Genomic DNA, 18,308 nt, shown 5'->3' with positions numbered 1-18,308 from the left:
TGACTTATTCACCGGCGACGCCCGCCCCGTACGGTCAGGAGCCATGACGACCGTGACTCTGCAACCGGTGGGCACCGTCGTCGGCGGGCGCACCGAGGCGTTCGACGACGACTGGAACACCGAGGAAGCACTGATCCGCCTCGACGGGACGCGCTTCGCACCGGACTCGCTCGCCGGGCTTGACGAGTTCTCGCACCTGGAGGTGGTGTTCCTCTTCCACCTCGTGGACCCGGCTGCCGTGCACACCTCGGCCCGCCGCCCCAGAGGCAATCCGGACTGGCCGCCGGTGGGCATCTTCGCGCAGCGGGCCAAGAACCGGCCGAACCGGCTGGGGGTCTCCCGCTGCCGCCTCCTCGCCGTGGACGGCCTCGACGTGCGCGTACGCGGTCTGGACGCCATCGACGGCAGCCCGGTCCTCGATCTCAAGCCGTACATGGCGGAGTTCGGCCCGCAGGGTGAGACCGCCCAGCCGGCCTGGGCGACCGAGCTGATGCGCACCTACTACTGAGACAAGGGGATCCCGGACATGAACGCACAGCTTCCCGAGAGCACGGACGTCCTGATCGTCGGCGCGGGCCCGGCGGGCCTGGCCCTGGCCACCGCGCTGGCCCGGCAGGGCGTGCAAGCCGTCCTGGTGGACAAGGCGGCGAGCGGCGCCGACACCTCGCGGGCCTCCGTCGTGCACGCCCGCACCTTGGAGGTGCTGCGCGAGATCGACGTGAGCGACGAGCTGGTGTCCCTGGGCGTCACCGTGCCGCGCTTCACCGTACGCGACCGCGACCGGATCCTGCTGACGGTGGGCTTCGACGAGTTGCCGACCGACTTCCCGTACACGCTGCTGGTGCCTCAGGACGTGACCGAGCGGGTGCTGCTGGACCGGCTGCTGGCCGCGGGCGGGACGGTGCACCGCCCGTACGAGGTCACGGGCGTCGAGCAGAGCTCCACGGGGGTCACCGCCACGACCGCCGACGGCCGGCTGATCCGCGCCTCGTACGTGGTCGGCGCCGACGGCATGCACAGCACGGTACGCGAGCACAGCGGCATCTCCTTCACCGGCGACACCTACGCCCAGTCGTTCGTGCTCGCCGACGTGCGCCTCGACTGGGCGGGAGCCGCCGACGAGGTCTCCCTGTACTTCGCCCCGGCCGGGGTGACCGTCGTCGCCCCGCTGCCGGGCGGCCGCCACCGGATCGTCGCGACGGTCGAGGAGGCCCCCGAGCGCCCGGACATCCCCGACGTCCAGGCGCTCCTGGACACCCGCGGCCCGGTCGCCCACCCGGCCACGGTCACCGACCTGGTCTGGAGCTCACGCTTCCGCGTCCACCACCGCCTCGCCGACCGCTACCGGGCAGGCCGGATCTTCCTGGCCGGGGACGCGGCCCACGTCCACAGCCCGGCCGGCGGCCAGGGCATGAACACCGGCATCCAGGACGCGCTCAACCTGGCGGGCAAGCTCACCGCGGTGCTGCGCGACGGCGCCCCGGAGACGGTCCTGGCCGCGTACGAGGCCGAGCGGCGCCCGGTCGCCGAGGAGGTCGTCGCCTTCACGCACAAGATGACGAGAATCGCGACGGTGGGCAGCGGCCCCCTCCGCTCCCTGCGGAACACGGCCCTGCGCGCCCTGGACTTCATCCCGGCGGTTCACCACACGATGGCGATGAACCTGTCGGAGCTGGCGGTCACCAAGTGACGGGCAGCTCGTAGACGCCGTAGACCGCGCCGTCGTGCTTGAACGGGACCCGGTCCAGGTCCGTCGCCAGGCTCAGGGTGGGGACGCGCCGGTAGAGGGTGCTGTAGGCGACCTGCAGCTCCATCCGGGCCAGGGGCTGGCCGAGGCACTGGTGCACGCCGAAGCCGAAGGCCACGTGGCGGCGGGCGTCACGGCGGATGTCCAGCTCGTCCGGGTTGTCGGGGAAGGCCGAGGGGTCCCGGTTGCCGATGTCGTTGGCCATGATGATCCCCTCGCCCGCCCTGATGGTCCGGCCGGCGATCTCGATGTCCTCCAGCGCGATGCGACGGCGCCCGTTGTGGGTGATGTTGAGGTAGCGCAGCAGCTCCTCCACCGCCCCGGCGACCAGCTTGGGGTCGTCGCTCTCGCGCAGCAGGGCCAGCTGGCCGGGGTTCCGCAGCAGGGCGAGCGTGCCGAGCGCGATCATGTTGGCGGTGGTCTCGTGCCCGGCGATCAGCAGGAGCACGCCCATCTGGGCGGCCTCCTGCCGGGTCAGGTCGCCGGCCTTCACCCGCTCGGCCACCCGCGACAGCAGGTCGTCGCCCGGCTCGGCGAGCTTCCTGCCCACCAGGTCGTCCAGGTAATGAGCCAGCCGCCCGCCGGCGGCGGCCCGCTCCTCGGGCGCCACGCTGCGCTTGATGATGGTCTTGCTGTTCTCCTGGAAGAAGTCATGATCCGTGTACGGCACGCCGAGCAGCTCGCAAATCACCAGCGAAGGCACCGGCAGCGCGAACGCCTCGACCAGGTCCACCGGCTTCGGCCCTGCCAGCAGGTCGTCGATCATGTCGTCCACGATCTTCTGCACGGCCGGGCGCATGGACTCCACCCGCCTGACGGTGAACGCCGCCTGCACCATGCGGCGCAGCCGCGCGTGCTCGGGGTCGTCCATCAGGATGAAGCTGAGTCCGATGCCGCCGCCGCTTCCGGCGGGCGCCGGGATCGGGAAGCCAGGGCGGGTGACGTCGGAGCTGACCCTCGGGTCGGCCAGCAGGGCCCGCTGCTCGGCGTACGTCGTCACCAGCCACGCGGTGCCGCCGCTCTCCGGGATCCGGACCCTGGCCAGCGGCCCTTCCTGCTGCAGGGCGCGCAACTGCGGCGGCGGGTCGAACGGGCACCCGGCCGCCCTGGCCATCGGGAAGTCCGGAGTCTCGGCCGGGCTCAAGGTGTCGCTCATCGCGTGCTCTCTTCTGGGAGAAGTCGGTAGGGAGGGTGTTACGCGTTCTCGCTGAGCTCGATGGCGGCCGCGGGACAGACGGCGGCGGCCTCACGGACCGACGCGTGCAGGTGCTCGGCGGGCTCCGCCTCCAGCAGGATGACGATGCCGTCGTCCTCACGCTGGTCGAAGACGTCCGGCGCGAGCAGCACGCACTGGCCTGCGCCGCAGCACTTGTCCTCGTCAACGCGTACTTTCATCAGAAGTTCCTCTCTGCTCGTCGGGTGTGAAAGGGGCCGCCCACAGCGCGACCACGGCGTCGATCAGCCCGGTCGCGGCGTCGTGCCAGGTGGCCCGGGGCGTGGGCCGGCCTTCGGCCAGAGCGCGTTCGCGCTCGGCGCACATGTGGACCATCAGCTGGCTCGTCATTTCGCTGCGCTCAGCGCGTACCTCGGGGGGCAGCTGGGGCAGGCACCGGTTGAGCCCGGTGACGATCTCGACGAGCGTGGGCGAGGTCAGGGCCTCGTCGATCATGATGTCGCGCAGCGCGGGGTCGGTCGTCACCTGCGCGCCGAACCTGGCGAACCACGTGGGGCTGCCCAGCGCGTCCAGGTGTTCGGTGACCGGGCGGATCAGGCAGGCCGCCCAGTCGCGGGCGTCGGCCGAGTCGCCGATCTCGGCCAGCATGCGCCCGCGGATGCGCTCGAGCCGCTCGGCGTGCTTGCGCACGATCGCGCGTACCAGATCGGCCTTCGTACCGAAGTGATAGCCGACCGCCGCGTTGTTGCCCTGGCCCGCGGCCTCGCTGACCTGCCGGTTGGACACGGCGAACACGCCCTGCTCGGCGAAGAGCCGCTCCGCGGCCGTCAGGATCTGCTCGCGGGTCGCGCTGACCCGCTCGGCTCGAACGGCCATGCTCACCACCGCACCGGGACTTTCTGGAGTCCACCGACGACGAGTCCTTCGTCCCGGCGCGGCTCCGCCCACTCGGCGGGCGGCTCCAACGCGGCCTGGCTCGGAATCGGGTAGCTCAGCACCTGCTCACCGCCGGCTTGACTCACCGTGACCTCCCAGAGTGGACATCGATCCGGGTTCACCCAACCAAAGCGTCACCGCTTAAGTCAAGCGACTGAATTAAAATCTACCCTCTTCGAGGCGTACGCGAGCATGGGACGGCCTCCCACGGGTGTGGAGAAGACCCGGGGGAGGCCGTCTGCGAGTGGGGTCAGATGCTGATGCGGCCCGCGCCCGCACCTCCGGTCACGATGGACTTGACGTTGGAGGGGGTGTCCAGGGTGAAGGAGTACGGGATCGAGCCGACGCTGCCTCCGGCGCTGCCGCTGCCGGAGTTCACGAAGTAGTTGTTGCGGGCGACGAGGTTGCCCGCGGGAGAGCTGCCCTCGCCACGGTGGAACGGGTCCTTGGTGTTCTCGAAGTAGTTGCCCTCGACGAGGACGCCCGCCTCACACGTGGACGCCACACCGTAGCTGCCGATGCTGGAGTAGTAGTTGTTGTACACGTGCACCGGGTTGCCGAAGCGCACCCGCGGGTGGCGCTGGTTGGTCCCGTCGAACCAGTTGTGGTGGTAGGTCACCCTCAGGTGGCCGCGGTCCTCGCCGCCGTTGCTGTCGCTGTGGCCGAGCAGCATGGTCTTGTCGTGGTTCGAGAACCTGTTCCAGGAGACGGTGACGTAGTCGCTGGCGCGCTTGATGTCCACCGCTCCGTCGTAGCCGTTGCTGAAGGAGTTGTGGTCGATCCACACCCGCGTGGAGTACTGGACGTTGATGCCGTCGTCGTTCCAGTTGCGGAAGGTGAGGTTGCGGATGATGACGTTTGACGCGCTGGCGACGTTGAATCCGCAGCCGGCGATCACCGCGCCGGAGTTGCCGATGACGGTCTTGTTCGAGGCCACGCGGAGCATGCCGGAGCAGGAGATCGTCCCCGACACCCTGATCACCGCGGCAGAACCGGACGACAGGGCACTGGTCAGGGCGGAGGACGAGTTCACCGTCGTCGTGGCCGCGCTGCCACCGCCCGTCGTGCCGCCGCCCTGCGTAGCCCATCCGACCAGGGCGGTGTCGGCCGCCGACGCGGGCTGCGCGGTCATGGCCAGCCCGGCCACCCCGGTGATCGCGGCGGTAAGGCCGCTGATCAGTTTGGAGGTGCGTCGCATCTCTGTTCTCCTCCCGTGCTTGCGAGTCGTTTCCTGACTGCCGTTCACATTTGTGAACGCCACACACATGAGCGAACGACCGCAACGGTAGGAAAGCGCTTTCCTAGCGTCAATGCCGGGACCGGTCGCGATCACTGCCGGAAAGGCATCGCCGCTGGCCAGCGGCTAACAGTGACACTTTCTCGCGGTGAAACTTTCATGTCGGGCCGCCCTTGGGGGTGCCGAATCGGAAATTTACGATCTCCGGCAGTGTGGACAAGCGTGTCCGTCGTCGTGGCATCCTGATCGGCTGCGATGTTGGTGCTCCAGGTCTTCGCCGTCACTGGAGCGCAAGAATGATCGATCTCCACTTCGTCGGGCCCAGCCGCCCGGCCAACGACTACCTGTTCGTCGACGTGACCGACGGCGACACGCCGAAGATCGAGATGTCGATCCGCATGGTGTCGATCGACACCCCGGAGAGCCACTACGGCGGCAGCCCGCCGACCGCCCAAGCGACCCTCGAACGCACCAAGGCCCGGCTTCAGGACGGCACGTACGACGCTCTCCCCCAGCACCTGCGCGACTACCTCGTCTCGCGCATCACCCCGGACGCCGCCCTGCACCACCTGACCGCCGGCGAGCTGGCGGCCGAAGCACACCGGAGCATGGTGAAGACCCGGCTGACCCGCCGGGACGGGACGCGACGCAAGATGGCGGTCGTCGCCACCGGCGAGCTCGTCGAGGGCCACGGGCGCCTGCTGGCCTACACCGCGCCCTGGTTCTCAGGCTCCGCCTCCGATCCGCTGCCGCCGCGCGACGATCCCGAGCGGCGTACGTTCAACCTCGACATGGTGGCGCTCGGCTGGGCCGCCACCTTCGTGATCTACCCCTCCATCCCGCCCACTTCCGACCTGAACCTGCTGCTCACCGAGGCCGAGGCGGCATGGCAGGACAAGCGCGGCGCCTGGGCGAACTTCGGCCCGGATCTGCTGCTGGGGTACGAGTACCGCGCCTGCGTCAAACTCGGCACCCAGCACCTGGACGACCCTGCAGAGGCGATCGGGGACGCCTATCAGCGCGTGTGCGTGGACCTGCGTACGCTGACCGAGGTCGGCCTGTACGGCTACCACGAGGTGCCGCCGCCCTACCGGCTGTGGATCTGGGCCAAGGACCTGGACCAGGCCCGCAAGGACCTGCCCATCAAGCACTGACAGAGATGATGTAGGTGAGCACCTCCCGCCGGGTTCGACTCAAGCTCTGACTGACAGAGAGGGGCGGTTCGTTCTTGGGCCCAGGCGGACGCCGGTGGCGGTCTCCTCCGTGAGGAATTCCAGGCGAAGCGCCGCAGCTCCGGATCCAGCGAGACCTCACGGGCAAGGCGGTCAAGCGCTCCTGCGCGCCCTGAGGCCGTCGAGCAGCACGGTAGTGAGCGGGTCGTCGGGCCGGGCGCCAGGGCGGCAGACCATCACGTTGAGCAGCTCGACGACCTGCTCCGGCGTGAGGTCGCGGCGCATCGTGCCTTCTTCCTGCGCCTGCTCGACGACCTCGGCCAGCAACGCGTTGACCTCCCGTACGAGCTCGCGGGTCGAGGGCGGCGCCGGGGGCGTCCCGACGAGTGAAGTGATCAGGGCGAACGGCTGACCGGCGCAGTGACGCACGACGCGCAGGAGCACCTCCCAGCGGGAGATGTCCTCGGCCGATTGCGCCAAGGCGTGGTCGCGCAGAGCGTGCAGCGCCGTGTTCGCGATGTCCGTGACGAGGGTGAGCCGGTCGGGGAAGTGGCGATAGAGCGTACCCACGCCGAGTCCCGCCGCGTGGGCGATGTCCTCCATGGACACGGCGGGTCCGTGCTCGGCGAACAGGTCGAGCGCGGTCGTCGTGATGCGTTCGCGGTTGCGCCGCGCGTCAGCTCTTACCATTCACCCCCCCTTACCGGAATTTCCGATTCAGGTTATCGTAGCCTCCCTTAAGCGGAATATTGTCTTCACCTTAGGAGCAGCCATGAAGCTCGGTGTCTACCTCCACAGCGGCGGCGCAAGCGTGGACTCCCTGGTCGGCCATGTGCGCGACGCGAAGGCCGCGGGTTTCGAGAGCGCCTTCTTCAGCCAGCTGACCTCGTGGGACTCGATCACTGTGGCGGCGCTGGCCGGACGGGAGGTGCCGGGCATCGACGTCGGCACGGCCGTGGTGCAGACGTACCCGAGGCACCCGCTGGCGCTGGCCGGACAGGCGCTCACCGCCCAGTCCGTCAGCGGGAACACCTTCACGCTCGGCCTCGGCCCGAGCCATCGGGAGATCGTCGAGGGGGCGTTCGGCCTGTCCTATGACCGCCCCGCCCGGCACGTGCGCGAGTACCTCAGCGCGCTGATGCCGCTGTTGCGCGGCGAGACGGTCGAGTACCGCGGCGAGACGCTCTCGGCCGCCGGACAGGTGGACGCGCCCGGCGTCGCCGCGCCACCGGTGCTGCTGTCGGCGCTCGGCCCGATGATGCTGCGCATCGCGGGAGAGTTGGCCGACGGCACGGTCACCGTCTGGACGGGCGCCCAGGCGATCAGCGAGCACATCGTGCCGCGCATCACCGAGGCCGCGCGGGCGGCGGGCCGCCCCTCACCACGGGTGGTGGCCAGTGCCATGGTGGCCGTCACGGACGATCCCGAACGGGTCCGTGGCGAGATCGGCGAACGTTTCGGCTTCGCCGGGAGGTTCGCCAGTTACGGCTCCATGCTGGAGCGCCAGGGCCTTTCCGGCGTGCACGAGACGGTTATCGCCGGAGACGAGCGCACCGTCGAGAAGTCGATCGCCCAGTACGCGGACGCGGGCACGACGGAGTTCCTGGTCAGCCCGGTCGGAGACGCGCAGGAGCGGGCCCGCACCCTCGACTTCTTCCGCCGCTGAGACCAGGTGGTGGGGATCACCCACTCCCGCCGCCGCCACAACCCCCGCCGCCGCAGCCACCGCCCCCACAACCCCCGCCACCGCATCCCCAGCCGCCGCCGCTGCCGGGGATGGCCCCGTACGAGTGGCTGAGGCCCAGGTCAGCCGGGTAGAGATGGCCGTCCGGGATCGCCCGGGTGCTGAGCTCGGCCGACAGTCCGGGGTCCCCGAGGTGGCTCAGTCCGTAAAGGGCCAGCGGCATGGCCACCGCGTCGGCGACGACCCCGTGCGGGTGCTCCCGCCGCGCCTTCTCCACGTGGTGGCGCCCCGCCCGGCCCAGCGTGACCCGCCGGTTCCCGGCGTACAGGGGTGCGAGTTTCTTGGCCACCAACCAGCTCGCGCCGAACCCCAGCAGGCTTGCCACCGACAGCTCCGGCGAGCCCATCACGATCATGACGACCACGTTGGCCACCGCCCCGCCGATCGCGATCGCGGGGATCCACCTCAGCAGGTCCCGGCAGACGCGGTACCCGGCCACGGCCCGAGGATCGACGATCAGGCCCAGGCCGACGAGCCTGTCCCTGATCTCGGCGACCTCCGCGCTCCCCGCCAGCTCACGCTTGACGCGCACGGCCGGGCGGCCGACCGACCGCGCGGCCATGATCTCGAGCAGCCGCCGCTCCACCGGGTGCCCCGCGGAGACGGCGGTGCGGACGCGGTGCAGCTTGCCCCCTCTCGAGACCCGGATCTCGCCCTCCCTCGACAGCAGCCCCACCACGGTGTCCGCCACCCGCCAGGGGCCGCCCGCCAGATAGGCGAGGTCGTAGTAGCCGAGCTCGACGTCCCGCAGCCCGCCGATCCGCAGGCGGGCCCGGGCCAGCGACAACTCCGCCGTGAGAACCGTGCCGACGGTGACCGCCCCCAGCAGCGCCGACACAAGAGCCAGGACAACGTCCATAAGACCTCCCCGTGTCTCGATCAACGCATAAGGAGCAGATAAGGGTTCCGGTCAACGGACCTCCTGTGAGGCGGCCGTGCGGATGATGCCCAGGGCCTCCTCGAGGCGGTCCGCATGGGTGCGGAAGTTGAGCACGCACAGGCGGAGGAAGAACCTCCCGTCGATGGTCGTGCTGCTCAGGTACACGCGCCGAGTGGCGTTGATCTCGGCCAGGAACCGCCTGTTGCGTTCGTCCGTACCGTGTAGCCGGAAGAGCACCACGGTCAGGTCCGGCTGCCACGGCACCTCGAAGCGCGGGTCCTGGGCGAGGCGGCGGTGGAGGTCGGCGGTGAGGTCGAGCTTCTCGTCCAGCTCTCGCTCGAAGGCCCGCACGCCGTGCAGGTGCAGCGGCAGCCAGAGTCGCAGACCGCGGAACTCCCGGGTCAGCTCCACCCCGAGGTGCCCGAAGTCGGGCAGGTCGCCCGTCGGGCTGAGGTCCTGGAGGTAGCGGCCGTCGGCCGCGTGGGCGGCATGCAGTACGTGCGGGTCGCGCACCAGCAGCAGGCCGGTGCCGTACGGGAGGAAGAGGCTCTTGTGCGGGTCCAGCACGATCGAGTCGGCCGTCTCGATCCCGGCGAGGCGGGCCCGGCCGCGCTCGGTGAGCTGGAACCCCCCGCCGTAGGCGGCGTCCACATGGAACCAGAGCCCCTCCCTGCGGGCCAGCTCGCCCAGCTCGGCGAGCGGGTCGACGGTGCCGGAGCTGGTGGTCCCCGCGGTGCCGACCAGCAGGAACGGGCGGAGCCCCGCGGCGCGGTCGGCGGCGATCATCGCGGCCGCCGACGGAACGTCCATGCGCAGGTCGGCGGTGGCGGGCACGGTACGGATCCGCTCGGCGGGCAGGCCGGCGATACGGGCGGCCTTGGCGACGCAGTAGTGCGTGTGCTCGGTCACGTAGATCGTGCCGTCCCCCAGGGCCTGGCGCGCGGCGAGCAGCGCTGACAGCGTCCCCACCGAGCCACCCGTCGTGACCAGCCCGCCCGCGCCCGGCGGCAGCCCGAACCGGTCGCAGAACCAGGTCAGCACCCCGTGCTCCATGGCCACCAGCGCGGGCGCCGTCTGGGCCACGCCGGTGAACCGGTTGACGGTCTGGGCCAGCAGCTCGGCCAGCGCGGCGGTGACCAGCCCGCCCGCAGGGAAGTAGGCGAGATAGCCCGGCCCGGCCGTGTCCACGCCCTGCCCGGCGGCCTCGCGGAAGAGCTCCAGGAGCGCGCCGAAGTCGCCGGGGCCGTCGCCGGGCGGCCGCCGCAGCGCGGTGGTCAGCGGTTCGGCCTGCTCGTAGTCGCTCGCGGGGGCCGAGTCCAGCTCGCGGACCCAGTCGGCCAGGAAGTCCACCGCGTGCCGGCCCAGGCGTGCGATGGCGGAAGGGTCGAGGTCGAGAGGAAGAGCACGTTCGTCGGTTGTCACCCGGGCACGGTAGACAGGCGGCGTACGTGAAGGATTGGACGTTATTGCACCCCGCGCTGGTAAGCGCGCGGCGGCACGCCGACGAGACGGCGGAAATGCCGCGATAGGTGCGACTGATCGCAGAACCCCACCGTCACAGCCGCCTCGGCGGGCGGCGTGCCCTGCCGCAGCAGCTCGCGGGCCTTCGCGACGCGCAGCTGGGTCACGTAGGCGTGCGGCGGCATGCCGTACGCCCGCCGGAACGAGCGCACCAGGGCGTACGGCGTGACCCCCGCCACGGCCGCCAGCTCCGCCAGGCCGGGCGGGTCCGGCATCGTAGCGTGCAGCAGGTCGCGTACCCGGGCCACGCTCCGCCTGCCGATCCCACGGGTCTGGCGCTGCGGCCGGCGCGTGCCGTACGTGCGGAGCATGAGGACCAGCAGCGTGTGGAGCTGGGAGTCGGCGGCCAGCGACGCGCCGGACTCCGCCGCGCGGTGGGCGGCCAGCACCCGCCGGGCCATCCGCGGGTCGGCGATCACCCGCCGGTCGAACGACGGCGTCCCGCCCGGGACGCCGAGCTCGTCCCCGACCTCCCGCACCTGCTCGACGCTCGGGTACAGCACCCGGTACACCCAGCCGTCGGCGGTGTGGGACTGGCCCGTGTGGACGACGCCCGGCTCGATCAGCACGACCTCGTCCACGCCCGTGCGCTCCACGCCGTCGGCGAAACGGATCTCCTCCAGGCCGGCCTCCACCGTGCCGAGCGCGTACGTCTCATGGCTGTGCCGGGCGAACCGGTGCCGGACGAACTGCGCGCGCATCAGGTCCAGGCCGCCGAGCCCGTGATAGCGCCAGTAGCGGGCAAGTTCCACATGTCCCTTCATAGCGCGAAATTTGCTGAAACAGCGGTGAATGCCCCGTAAAACACCCCGCTCGCAGACTTCGTGATGTCAGGCAGTCCCGCCGCATCACCAGGAGTTCTTCATGAGCCGGCACATCACGACCCCGCTCGGCCGCCGCTACGAGGTCGAGGGCAAGCAGCTGTTCCTGCACCGCTCGGGCACCGGCGGCCCCGCCGTGGTCATCCTGCCCGGCGCCGCCGCCATGGGCCTCGACTACCTCAATCTTCACGAGCGCGTCAGCCGGTTCACCACCGGCGTCATCTTCGACCGGGCGGGCACCGGCTGGAGCGACCCCACCACCCTGCCGCGTTCCGCCGCCGAGGCGGCCGACGAGCTGCTCGGGCTGCTGCGTGCCGCCGACGTGCCGGGCCCGTATGTGCTGGTCGGCCACTCGCTGGGCGGCCTGCACGCGCGCCGCTTCGCCCAGCGCCACCCCGACCAGGTGGCCGGCCTGGTCGCGCTGGACGTCTTCTACGAGAAGTGGGACGAGTACGTGCCGGAGCCGTTCAGGCTCACGCAGGCGCAGGCCATGAACGAGACGGTGACCGAGATCCCGGCAGAGCTGGTGGAGGCCGCCCGTGGCCTGCTCGACGGCATGTTTGCGCAGTGGCCGCAGGAGATCCGCGAGGCGCTGGTCGAGCGGCACCTCGACCCGGAGGAGTTCGCCGCGGGGATGCGGGAGCGCGCCAACCTCGCCGACCTGGCCGACGAGGTCCGCCGGGCCGGTGAGGTGCCCGCCGTCCCCGTGATCGCGTTCGCCGCCATGGGCATCGACCCCGGCCAGCTGCTGTACCTGCCGGAGGAGCTGCTGCGCGAGCAGAACGAGGCCAAGCGCGCCATGTACGCCGACATGACCGGCGGAGAGGTCCGCGTGCTGGAGAACGCCTCGCACAGCTGGATCCACATCGAAGCCGAGGACGCCGTCGTCGAGGGCATCGAGGAGATGGTCGCCAAGGTCCGCGGCTAGTGGACCCGCTCGCGCAGCGCCGCCAGCGCGGCGGCACGCAGCTCGCCGCTCCCCAGGGCGCGGTATGCCGACACCGCCTCGGCGTACCGCTCCTTGCCGGCCTGCTCGGCGAGGCTCCGTACCCGGTCGGACGACATGGTCGGCTGGAACCTGCGCAGGAACGACAGCCGCTCGGCCAGCGCGATCAGCCGCACCCCCGACGCGGGCTCCCCACGCTCCAGGTCCACCACGGCGAGGGCCAGCAGCAGCGCCCCGCAGATCGGGTGGTCCACCAGGTACGGCGAGGCGCCCGCGTCGGAGTCGGCGAGCATGGCCTCCAGCGTGTCCGGCAGCTCCTCGACGATCTCCTGGACGAGGTCGAGCCGGCCGTGCCGCGCGTGGGCGATCACCGCGGCGGCCCGGCTCTCCAGCGTCCACGGCCGCAGCCCGCGCGAGTCGGGGCGGAAGATCCGGCTCCGCGTCTGGTCCAGCCGGTCCACGGCCCGCCGCCACAGCCGGAGCCCGGCCTCCACCTCGCCCCGCGCGAGCGCGATCTCCGCCCGTGCCGCCAGGTCGGGCACCAGCTCGGCCGCCGCCTCGTCGACCGGGTTCAGCTCCGTCAGCGCCAGCCACTGCTCGGCCTCGTCGATGTCGCCGAGCTGCAGGTTGGCCAGCACCAGGCCCCACCGCAGGTCGGCGACGGACGACCAGGCCCCGAGCTCCTCCAGCGCCGGCAGCGCCGCCCGGAAGTGCCGCCGCATCCGAGCCCCCTGCTCGTCCTGCATGCACAGGGCGCCGATCCGGATGTGGGCGACGAGCCGGATCCACGGGAGGTCCACGCTCTCCAGCGAGGCCAGCATCCGCGCGGCCGACTCCCGCGCCCCGTCCGGGTCGTTCTCGGCCTCCCTGACGTAGCCGGCGAACCCGTTCGCGATGCCCGCCAGCAGCGGCTGCCCGCTCTCGCACAGCTCCGGCAGCGCCGAGCGCTCCGCGACCAGCACGGTCGCCAGCGCCCTGACCACGGTGTCCGGCGGGGCGGGCGGCAGGCGGCGGAGCGCGACCAGGGCCCGCGTCGCCTGCGGACCCTGGATGGCGAACGTGTACGCCGCGCACAGGGCCGCCGCGGTCCTGGTCACCTCCACGAGCTCGGGCCCCGGCCGCAGGCGGGCCAGGGCCGCGGCCGTCTCCCGGATGAGCGCGCCCAGCCGGGGATGGTCGGACTCGACCGTCCACAGGCCCGCGAGCACGGCGCAGGCCGCCACGGCCGTCGCGTCATCCCCGCGTTCGAGGGCGTGGCGGAGCGCGTGCACGAGATTGTCCTGCTCCGCCCGGATCTGCCGCATCGCGGGGAACGGGTCGGCGCCGAACAGCGACCCGTGGTGCGCCAGGCCGAAATCGCGGGCCCAGGCCAGGAAGCCGCCGACCACGCGCTCGCCCTCCCCCGCCGACTCACGCTCGGCCGTGCTGAACTCGCGTACGGTCTGCAGCATCGACAGGCGCGTGCCCGCCTCCGTCTCCGTCACCTTGACCAGCGACTGATCGACCAGGGATTCGAGCACGTCAGGGTCGCCGACCAGCTGCCGCGCTGCCTCGGCGGTGAACCCGCCGGGGAACACCGACAGCGCGCGCATGGCCGCCCGTCCGGCCGGGTCGAGCAGGTTCCAGCTCCAGCCGACCACGGCGTGCAGCGTGTGGTGCCGGTCCGGCGCGTCCCGCGGGCCGCCGCGCAGCAGCCCGAACCGGTCCTCCAGGCGGCGGGCGATCTCGGCGACCGACATGAGCCGGACCCGCGCCGCGGCCAGTTCGACCGCGAGCGGGAGGCCGTCGAGCCGGCCGCACAGCTCGCGTACGACGTCGGCGGGCAGCTCCACGCCGGGCCGCGCCGCCCGCGCCCGCTGCTCGAACAGCTCGACGCTGGTCGGGAGCGCCAGCTCCGGCAGCGCGTACACCGACTCCGACGACAGGCCGAGCGGGGCCCTGCTGGTGACGAGGACCCGCAGGTCGGCCGTCATCGCCACGAGGGCCCGGGTCAGCTCGGCGGCGCCGCGGACGACGTGCTCGCAGTTGTCGAGGACGAGCAGCGCCGGACCGCGGCCGAGCGCCTCGACGATGCCTTGGAGGAAGTCCGGCCGGGAGACGCCGAGCGCCGAGGCGACCGCGCCCGCCACCTCGTCGTCGGCCGTGACCCCGGCCAGCGCGACCAGCTGCACGAAACGCTGCTGCGCCCGGCGGCTCACCGCGTGTGCCAGCCGGGTCTTGCCCAGGCCGCCGGGGCCGACGATGGAGGTGACCCTGGAGCGGCGGAGCAGGTCCGTCACCGCGGCGATGTCGCCGTCGCGGCCCAGCAGCGCGTTCGGTTCGTGGTCGACGCCGTGCCTGACCACGGGCGACCGGCCGCGCAACAGCTGCTGGTGCATGGCTCGCAGCGCGGGGCCGGGATCGGAGCCGAGCTCGTCGCGCAGGGACCGGCGGTAGGCGTCGTACGTGGCCAGCGCCGCCGACGGCCCGGCCGTGGCCTCCTCGCAGCGCAGCAGCTCCAGCAGCACCTCCTCGTCCTTCGGCCGGGCACGGAACAGCTCGGCCAGCGCCGGTGCCGCCTCGGCGGGCCGGCCCAGCCGCGACAGGGACAGCGCGCGTACCCGTACGAGCGACCGGTACGCGGAGCGCCGCTCCGCCCGCAGCGCCGCGACCGGGTCGTCGGACCGTCCGTCGTCGTCCGGCGTCCCCTCCCACAGCGCCAGGCCCGCCTCGGCGTGCGCCAGCGCCGCCGCGTGGTCGCCCGAGCGCGTGTGGCGGGCGCTCGCGGACAGGCGTAACACGATCGCCGAGGCGTCGACCTGGTCCTCGCTCAGCGTCAGCCGGTATCCGGCCGGAGTGCGGGCGATCACGTCGGAGCCGAGCTGGGCGCGGGCGCGGGAGACCAGCACCTGCAGCGCCCTGGCCGGGTGCTCGGGCTGCTCCTCCGGCCACAGCCCCTCGACCAGCCGGCCGGTGCCGCAGCCCGTGCGCAGGTCGCCGGCCAGGAGGGCGAGCAGGCCGCGCAGCCTGGCGCCGCTGATCTCCACGCCTTGGTAGGCCACCCGCGGCAGCAGGATGAGCTCCGTCGTCACCGGACCAGGTTAGGGGGATCAGCCGGGATCGCCGGACGGCTGCTCGATCGGGAACTGGATCGGACTGATCAGGTACTGCGTGCGCCCCGGCGCGGGGGCGTTGTCCAGCACCGGCACGATCGCGCGGCGCATTTGAGCGATCAGCTCCAGCAGCTCGTCCCGTGTGAGCCAGACGGCGTGCTGGCGGTAGCCGACGAGGTCCGCCGCCGGGTCCGCGTGCTCCTTGTCCAGATAGGCGTTGAACTCGGCGAGCAGGGCGGCCATCGCCACGGCGAACCCGCGCCGGTGATCCTCCGTCGTCAATGACCCGGCGGTGCCGGCGTCGATCGTGGCCCGGTCCTGGCGCAGCCGGTAGAGGCGCTCCACCGCGCCGCGCACCCGCCGCTCCTCGGCCACCTCCAGGATCCCCCCGGCGGCCAGCAGCTCGATGTGCCGGTAGACGGTGGCCTTCGAGACGTCAGGGATGCGAGCACACAGCTGGGAGGTGGTCAGCGTCCGGTCGCCGCGCAGCGCGTGGACGATGCGTAGCCGTACGGGCTGTCCCAGAAGCTCCAACGGGTCCATTCCCCTACGGTCTCATGCTCTGCCACCTTTCTCGAAAGTCGAGAAAGCCTTACCCGCGGTCCCGCTGGAAGGTGGCGTACAACCACCACAGCGAAGGCAGCAGCAGGACGGCGCCCACGGCCAGCGATCCCAGGCTGGCCGCCAGGACCGCGTCGGTGGCGGCCGCCTCGTCCAGGGAGACGCCGGGGAGCGGCGCGGGATACTGCCCGACGCCCCAGCCCCACAGCAGCCCTGTCACGGCCAGGGCGGCGGTGAGCCGTACGGCCACGTACGCGCGCCACCACATCAGCGCCAGCGAGGCCAGTCCCGCCACCACGGAGAGCAGGAGGAGCGGCAGGGCCCGCCCCGACGTCAGCTCGGTGTACAGGTCCGGCGTGTCGGCCCGCAGGACGATCAGGCCCACGGCCGACAGCGCCCCGACGGCCACGCCGCAGACCAGCGCGCGCCGGCGGAAGGCCGCCACCAGGTCGGCGGCGCCGGCGCGCTGGGCGTCGCGGGTCAGGTAGACACAGGCGAGGTAGGCGGCGACGCCGACGGCCAGCGCCCCCGCTGTCACGGAGGTGGGGTTCAGCCAGCTGCCCACCAGGTCGCCCCTGGCGATGCCGAGCGGCACCCGGCCCGAGGCGATGGCGCCCGCGACCGTGCCCAGGAAGAACGGGGTGACGACGGAGGAGAAGGCGAACGTGGCGCCGAACAGCCGGCGCTGCCACAGCTCCGTGGAGACCTTGCGGAAGGCGAAGGCGGCGCCGCGGCCGATGATGCCCAGCGCGGCCAGCGTGAGCGGGATGTAGAGGGTGGAGGCGACGGCGGCGAACACCGACGGGAGCCCGGTCCACGTCAGCACGATCACGAAGATCAGCCACACGTGGTTCGCCTCCCAGACGGGGCCGATCGAGTGCTCGATCAGCTCCCGCTGCCGATGCCCGGTCTTGGCGCCGCCGGCGAGCAGGTCCCAGATGCCGCCGCCGAAGTCCGCGCCGCCGAACAGCACGTAGGCGGTCAGGCCGACCCACAGGACCACGAGCATGATCTCCGGCAGCGGCATGCTCACACGACCTTGTAACCGCTGATGTCGCGTTCCTGGGGCGCGACCGGCACCGGGACGTCGCGGGCCAGCCGGCGCAGGACGTAGACGGTGGCCACGGTGAGCAGCAGGTAGACCACCGTGACCAGGACGAACCCGTACACCAGGCCGGGCGCCGGGTTGACCGCCTGCGACGTGCGCAGCACCCGGAAGACGATCCACGGCTGGCGGCCCACCTCGGTGACGACCCAGCCGGACTCCAGCGCCAGCACCGCGGCCACGCCCGACGCCGCCGCCCCGCGCAGGAACCAGGGCGAGCGGGGCAGGTCACGCCGCCGTCTCCACTCCCACGCCAGCCAGGCGGCCAGGGCCAGCAGGGCGAAACCGAACGCGACCATGATCTGGAACGCCCAGTGCACCACGTTGACCGGCGGACGGTCGCCGGGCGGCACCTCCTCCAGCCCGTGGATCTCGGCGTTCGGATCCCAGTGCGCCAGCAGCGACAGCCCGTACGGGATCTCCAGGGCGTACCGCATCTCGCCGTCGATCGCGATGCCGCCGAGATGGAGCGGGACCCCGCGCCCGGTCCTGAACACGCCCTCCATGGCGGCGAGCTTGACCGGCTGATGGTCGGCGACGGCGTGGGCGGCCCAGTCGCCCACGCCGATCTGCACCGGGGTGATGACCGCCGCCACGGTCAGCGGCAGCAGCAGGCCGAGCCGGTGGTAGCGATCGCGGCGCCCGCGCAGCATGGCGACGGCGTAGACGCTCGCCATGCCGAACCCGGAGACCATGAACGCGGCCAGGATCATGTGCGTGGTCATCGGCGGTGTGGCCGGGTTGAACATCGCCGCCCACGGATCGACCGACACCACGCGGCCGTCCTTCACCTGGAAGCCGGTCGGCCGCTGCATCCAGGCGTTGGCGCTGACGACGAAGAACGCGCTGGCCACCCCCGCGAGCACGATCGGGGCTCCGGCCAGCAGGTGCGCCCTGGGCGGCAGCCGGTCCCAGGCGTACAGGTAGATCCCCACGAAGATGGCCTCGATGAAGAACGCGATGCCCTCCAGGGAGAACGGCAGGCCGATGACCTCGCCGTACACGCCCATCATGCCCGGCCACAGCAGGCCCATCTCGAACGACAGGATCGTGCCCGAGACCGCGCCCACCGCGAACAGCACGCCCATCGCCTTGGCCCAGCGGCGGGCCAGCAGCCGGTAGTGCGAGTCGCCGCTGCGGTGCCCCCGCCACTCGGCGATCAGCGTGATGGCCGGCATCCCGACGCCGAAGCAGGCGAGCACGATGTGCCAGCCCAGCGAGAGCGCCATCTGCATCCGCGCGGCGCCCAGGTCGGCACCGCCGACGCCGTCCAGGACATGAACGGCCAGCGCGGCCCCGTGACACATGACCTTCGCTCCCCCGCTGCTCGGCTCGATCCCGCCGTCGCGGGTCCTGCCCGGCATCGGGTACG

18 protein-coding genes are annotated in these 18,308 nt (G+C 71.9%); 5 read left to right on the top strand and 13 right to left on the bottom strand.

Annotated features, from left to right (window positions below; translation table 11 throughout):
- Window positions 1-43 precede the first annotated feature (43 nt).
- Window positions 44-508 (top strand): SAM-dependent methyltransferase, encoded by a 465-nt coding sequence (locus tag AB0J64_RS03260; protein ID WP_364019804.1) that lies wholly within the window; start codon window positions 44-46, stop codon window positions 506-508.
- An 18-nt stretch (window positions 509-526) separates the two neighbouring features.
- Window positions 527-1,690, top strand: a complete 1,164-nt coding sequence (locus AB0J64_RS03255; protein WP_364019802.1) for an FAD-dependent monooxygenase — start codon at window positions 527-529, stop codon at window positions 1,688-1,690.
- Here the strand turns inward: AB0J64_RS03255 and AB0J64_RS03250 are convergent.
- The 5 genes from AB0J64_RS03250 to AB0J64_RS03230 all read right to left on the bottom strand — a co-directional run bounded on the left by AB0J64_RS03250 (window position 1,680) and on the right by AB0J64_RS03230 (window position 5,055).
- Window positions 1,680-2,903 (bottom strand): cytochrome P450, encoded by a 1,224-nt coding sequence (locus AB0J64_RS03250; protein ID WP_364019799.1) that lies wholly within the window; start codon window positions 2,901-2,903, stop codon window positions 1,680-1,682. The two genes, AB0J64_RS03255 and AB0J64_RS03250, sit on opposite strands and share 11 nt — an antisense overlap.
- 38 nt (window positions 2,904-2,941) lie before the next feature.
- The gene (locus AB0J64_RS03245) at window positions 2,942-3,142 is read right to left on the bottom strand and encodes a ferredoxin (RefSeq protein ID WP_364019796.1); all 201 of its coding nucleotides are present in this window, start codon (window positions 3,140-3,142) and stop codon (window positions 2,942-2,944) included.
- A complete protein-coding gene (locus tag AB0J64_RS03240; RefSeq protein ID WP_364019793.1) occupies window positions 3,126-3,797 on the bottom strand; it encodes a TetR family transcriptional regulator in 672 nt (223 codons plus the stop codon). Before AB0J64_RS03240 ends, AB0J64_RS03245 begins: the two co-directional genes overlap by 17 nt.
- A gap of 2 nt (window positions 3,798-3,799) precedes the next feature.
- On the bottom strand, window positions 3,800-3,943 hold the full coding sequence (locus AB0J64_RS03235) for a hypothetical protein (RefSeq protein ID WP_364019790.1): 144 nt from the start codon (window positions 3,941-3,943) through the stop codon (window positions 3,800-3,802).
- Between the two features lie 164 nt (window positions 3,944-4,107).
- Window positions 4,108-5,055, bottom strand: coding sequence for a right-handed parallel beta-helix repeat-containing protein (locus tag AB0J64_RS03230; RefSeq protein ID WP_364019787.1), 948 nt, complete (start codon window positions 5,053-5,055; stop codon window positions 4,108-4,110).
- A gap of 335 nt (window positions 5,056-5,390) precedes the next feature.
- Between AB0J64_RS03230 and AB0J64_RS03225 the strand changes: the two genes are divergently transcribed.
- Window positions 5,391-6,248, top strand: a complete 858-nt coding sequence (locus AB0J64_RS03225) for a hypothetical protein (protein ID WP_364019785.1) — start codon at window positions 5,391-5,393, stop codon at window positions 6,246-6,248.
- Between the two features lie 171 nt (window positions 6,249-6,419).
- Here the strand turns inward: AB0J64_RS03225 and AB0J64_RS03220 are convergent, their stop codons facing one another.
- Complete coding sequence (locus tag AB0J64_RS03220) at window positions 6,420-6,956, bottom strand: TetR/AcrR family transcriptional regulator (RefSeq protein ID WP_364019782.1); 537 nt, start codon at window positions 6,954-6,956, stop codon at window positions 6,420-6,422.
- 82 nt (window positions 6,957-7,038) lie between these two features.
- Here AB0J64_RS03220 and AB0J64_RS03215 point away from each other — a divergent pair, with 82 nt between their 5' ends.
- Window positions 7,039-7,932, top strand: a complete 894-nt coding sequence (locus AB0J64_RS03215; protein WP_364019779.1) for an LLM class F420-dependent oxidoreductase — start codon at window positions 7,039-7,041, stop codon at window positions 7,930-7,932.
- Window positions 7,933-7,948: 16 nt separating this feature from the next.
- On the opposite strand, the gene AB0J64_RS03210 is transcribed toward AB0J64_RS03215, so the two are convergent.
- From AB0J64_RS03210 to AB0J64_RS03200, 3 genes are read right to left on the bottom strand one after another with little or no spacing between them, the layout of a single operon-like run.
- The gene (locus AB0J64_RS03210; protein ID WP_364019776.1) at window positions 7,949-8,869 is read right to left on the bottom strand and encodes a TIGR04222 domain-containing membrane protein; all 921 of its coding nucleotides are present in this window, start codon (window positions 8,867-8,869) and stop codon (window positions 7,949-7,951) included.
- Between the two features lie 51 nt (window positions 8,870-8,920).
- Entirely contained in the window at window positions 8,921-10,312 is a 1,392-nt protein-coding gene (locus AB0J64_RS03205; protein WP_364019773.1) for an aminotransferase class V-fold PLP-dependent enzyme, read from the bottom strand.
- A 41-nt stretch (window positions 10,313-10,353) separates the two neighbouring features.
- The gene (locus tag AB0J64_RS03200; RefSeq protein ID WP_364019770.1) at window positions 10,354-11,175 is read right to left on the bottom strand and encodes an AraC family transcriptional regulator; all 822 of its coding nucleotides are present in this window, start codon (window positions 11,173-11,175) and stop codon (window positions 10,354-10,356) included.
- Between the two features lie 100 nt (window positions 11,176-11,275).
- Between AB0J64_RS03200 and AB0J64_RS03195 the strand changes: the two genes are divergently transcribed.
- Complete coding sequence (locus tag AB0J64_RS03195; protein WP_364019768.1) at window positions 11,276-12,160, top strand: alpha/beta hydrolase; 885 nt, start codon at window positions 11,276-11,278, stop codon at window positions 12,158-12,160.
- Here the strand turns inward: AB0J64_RS03195 and AB0J64_RS03190 are convergent.
- Genes AB0J64_RS03190 through AB0J64_RS03175 form a run of 4 tightly spaced genes read right to left on the bottom strand, consistent with a single transcriptional unit; the run spans window position 12,157 to window position 18,300 of the window.
- Entirely contained in the window at window positions 12,157-15,249 is a 3,093-nt protein-coding gene (locus AB0J64_RS03190) for a BTAD domain-containing putative transcriptional regulator (protein ID WP_364019765.1), read from the bottom strand. The genes AB0J64_RS03195 and AB0J64_RS03190 overlap by 4 nt on opposite strands.
- A gap of 18 nt (window positions 15,250-15,267) precedes the next feature.
- Window positions 15,268-15,813, bottom strand: coding sequence for a helix-turn-helix domain-containing protein (locus AB0J64_RS03185; RefSeq protein WP_364019762.1), 546 nt, complete (start codon window positions 15,811-15,813; stop codon window positions 15,268-15,270).
- Between the two features lie 49 nt (window positions 15,814-15,862).
- Window positions 15,863-16,858 (bottom strand): cytochrome d ubiquinol oxidase subunit II, encoded by a 996-nt coding sequence (locus AB0J64_RS03180; RefSeq protein WP_364019759.1) that lies wholly within the window; start codon window positions 16,856-16,858, stop codon window positions 15,863-15,865.
- 2 nt (window positions 16,859-16,860) lie between these two features.
- A complete protein-coding gene (locus AB0J64_RS03175) occupies window positions 16,861-18,300 on the bottom strand; it encodes a cytochrome ubiquinol oxidase subunit I (protein WP_364019756.1) in 1,440 nt (479 codons plus the stop codon).
- Window positions 18,301-18,308 lie beyond the last annotated feature (8 nt).

Origin of the sequence: Nonomuraea sp. NPDC049695 (assembly GCF_040674955.1) — a bacterium.
Taxonomy (GTDB): domain Bacteria; phylum Actinomycetota; class Actinomycetes; order Streptosporangiales; family Streptosporangiaceae; genus Nonomuraea; species Nonomuraea helvata.
The sequence above is the reverse complement of the archived record's forward strand: the minus strand, read 5'-3'. Positions and strand labels throughout refer to the sequence as shown.

Coding starts and splice junctions, on each gene's coding strand:
- AB0J64_RS03195 (WP_364019768.1), top strand. CDS start 11,276: ATGAGCCGGCACATCACGACCCCGCTCGGCCGCCGCTACGAGGTCGAG.
- AB0J64_RS03260 (WP_364019804.1), top strand. CDS start 44: ATGACGACCGTGACTCTGCAACCGGTGGGCACCGTCGTCGGCGGGCGC.
- AB0J64_RS03215 (WP_364019779.1), top strand. CDS start 7,039: ATGAAGCTCGGTGTCTACCTCCACAGCGGCGGCGCAAGCGTGGACTCC.
- AB0J64_RS03250 (WP_364019799.1), bottom strand. CDS start 2,903: ATGAGCGACACCTTGAGCCCGGCCGAGACTCCGGACTTCCCGATGGCC.
- AB0J64_RS03180 (WP_364019759.1), bottom strand. CDS start 16,858: ATGCCGCTGCCGGAGATCATGCTCGTGGTCCTGTGGGTCGGCCTGACC.
- AB0J64_RS03225 (WP_364019785.1), top strand. CDS start 5,391: ATGATCGATCTCCACTTCGTCGGGCCCAGCCGCCCGGCCAACGACTAC.
- AB0J64_RS03175 (WP_364019756.1), bottom strand. CDS start 18,300: ATGCCGGGCAGGACCCGCGACGGCGGGATCGAGCCGAGCAGCGGGGGA.
- AB0J64_RS03230 (WP_364019787.1), bottom strand. CDS start 5,055: ATGCGACGCACCTCCAAACTGATCAGCGGCCTTACCGCCGCGATCACC.
- AB0J64_RS03210 (WP_364019776.1), bottom strand. CDS start 8,869: ATGGACGTTGTCCTGGCTCTTGTGTCGGCGCTGCTGGGGGCGGTCACC.
- AB0J64_RS03245 (WP_364019796.1), bottom strand. CDS start 3,142: ATGAAAGTACGCGTTGACGAGGACAAGTGCTGCGGCGCAGGCCAGTGC.
- AB0J64_RS03200 (WP_364019770.1), bottom strand. CDS start 11,175: ATGAAGGGACATGTGGAACTTGCCCGCTACTGGCGCTATCACGGGCTC.
- AB0J64_RS03220 (WP_364019782.1), bottom strand. CDS start 6,956: ATGGTAAGAGCTGACGCGCGGCGCAACCGCGAACGCATCACGACGACC.
- AB0J64_RS03240 (WP_364019793.1), bottom strand. CDS start 3,797: ATGGCCGTTCGAGCCGAGCGGGTCAGCGCGACCCGCGAGCAGATCCTG.
- AB0J64_RS03255 (WP_364019802.1), top strand. CDS start 527: ATGAACGCACAGCTTCCCGAGAGCACGGACGTCCTGATCGTCGGCGCG.
- AB0J64_RS03185 (WP_364019762.1), bottom strand. CDS start 15,813: ATGGACCCGTTGGAGCTTCTGGGACAGCCCGTACGGCTACGCATCGTC.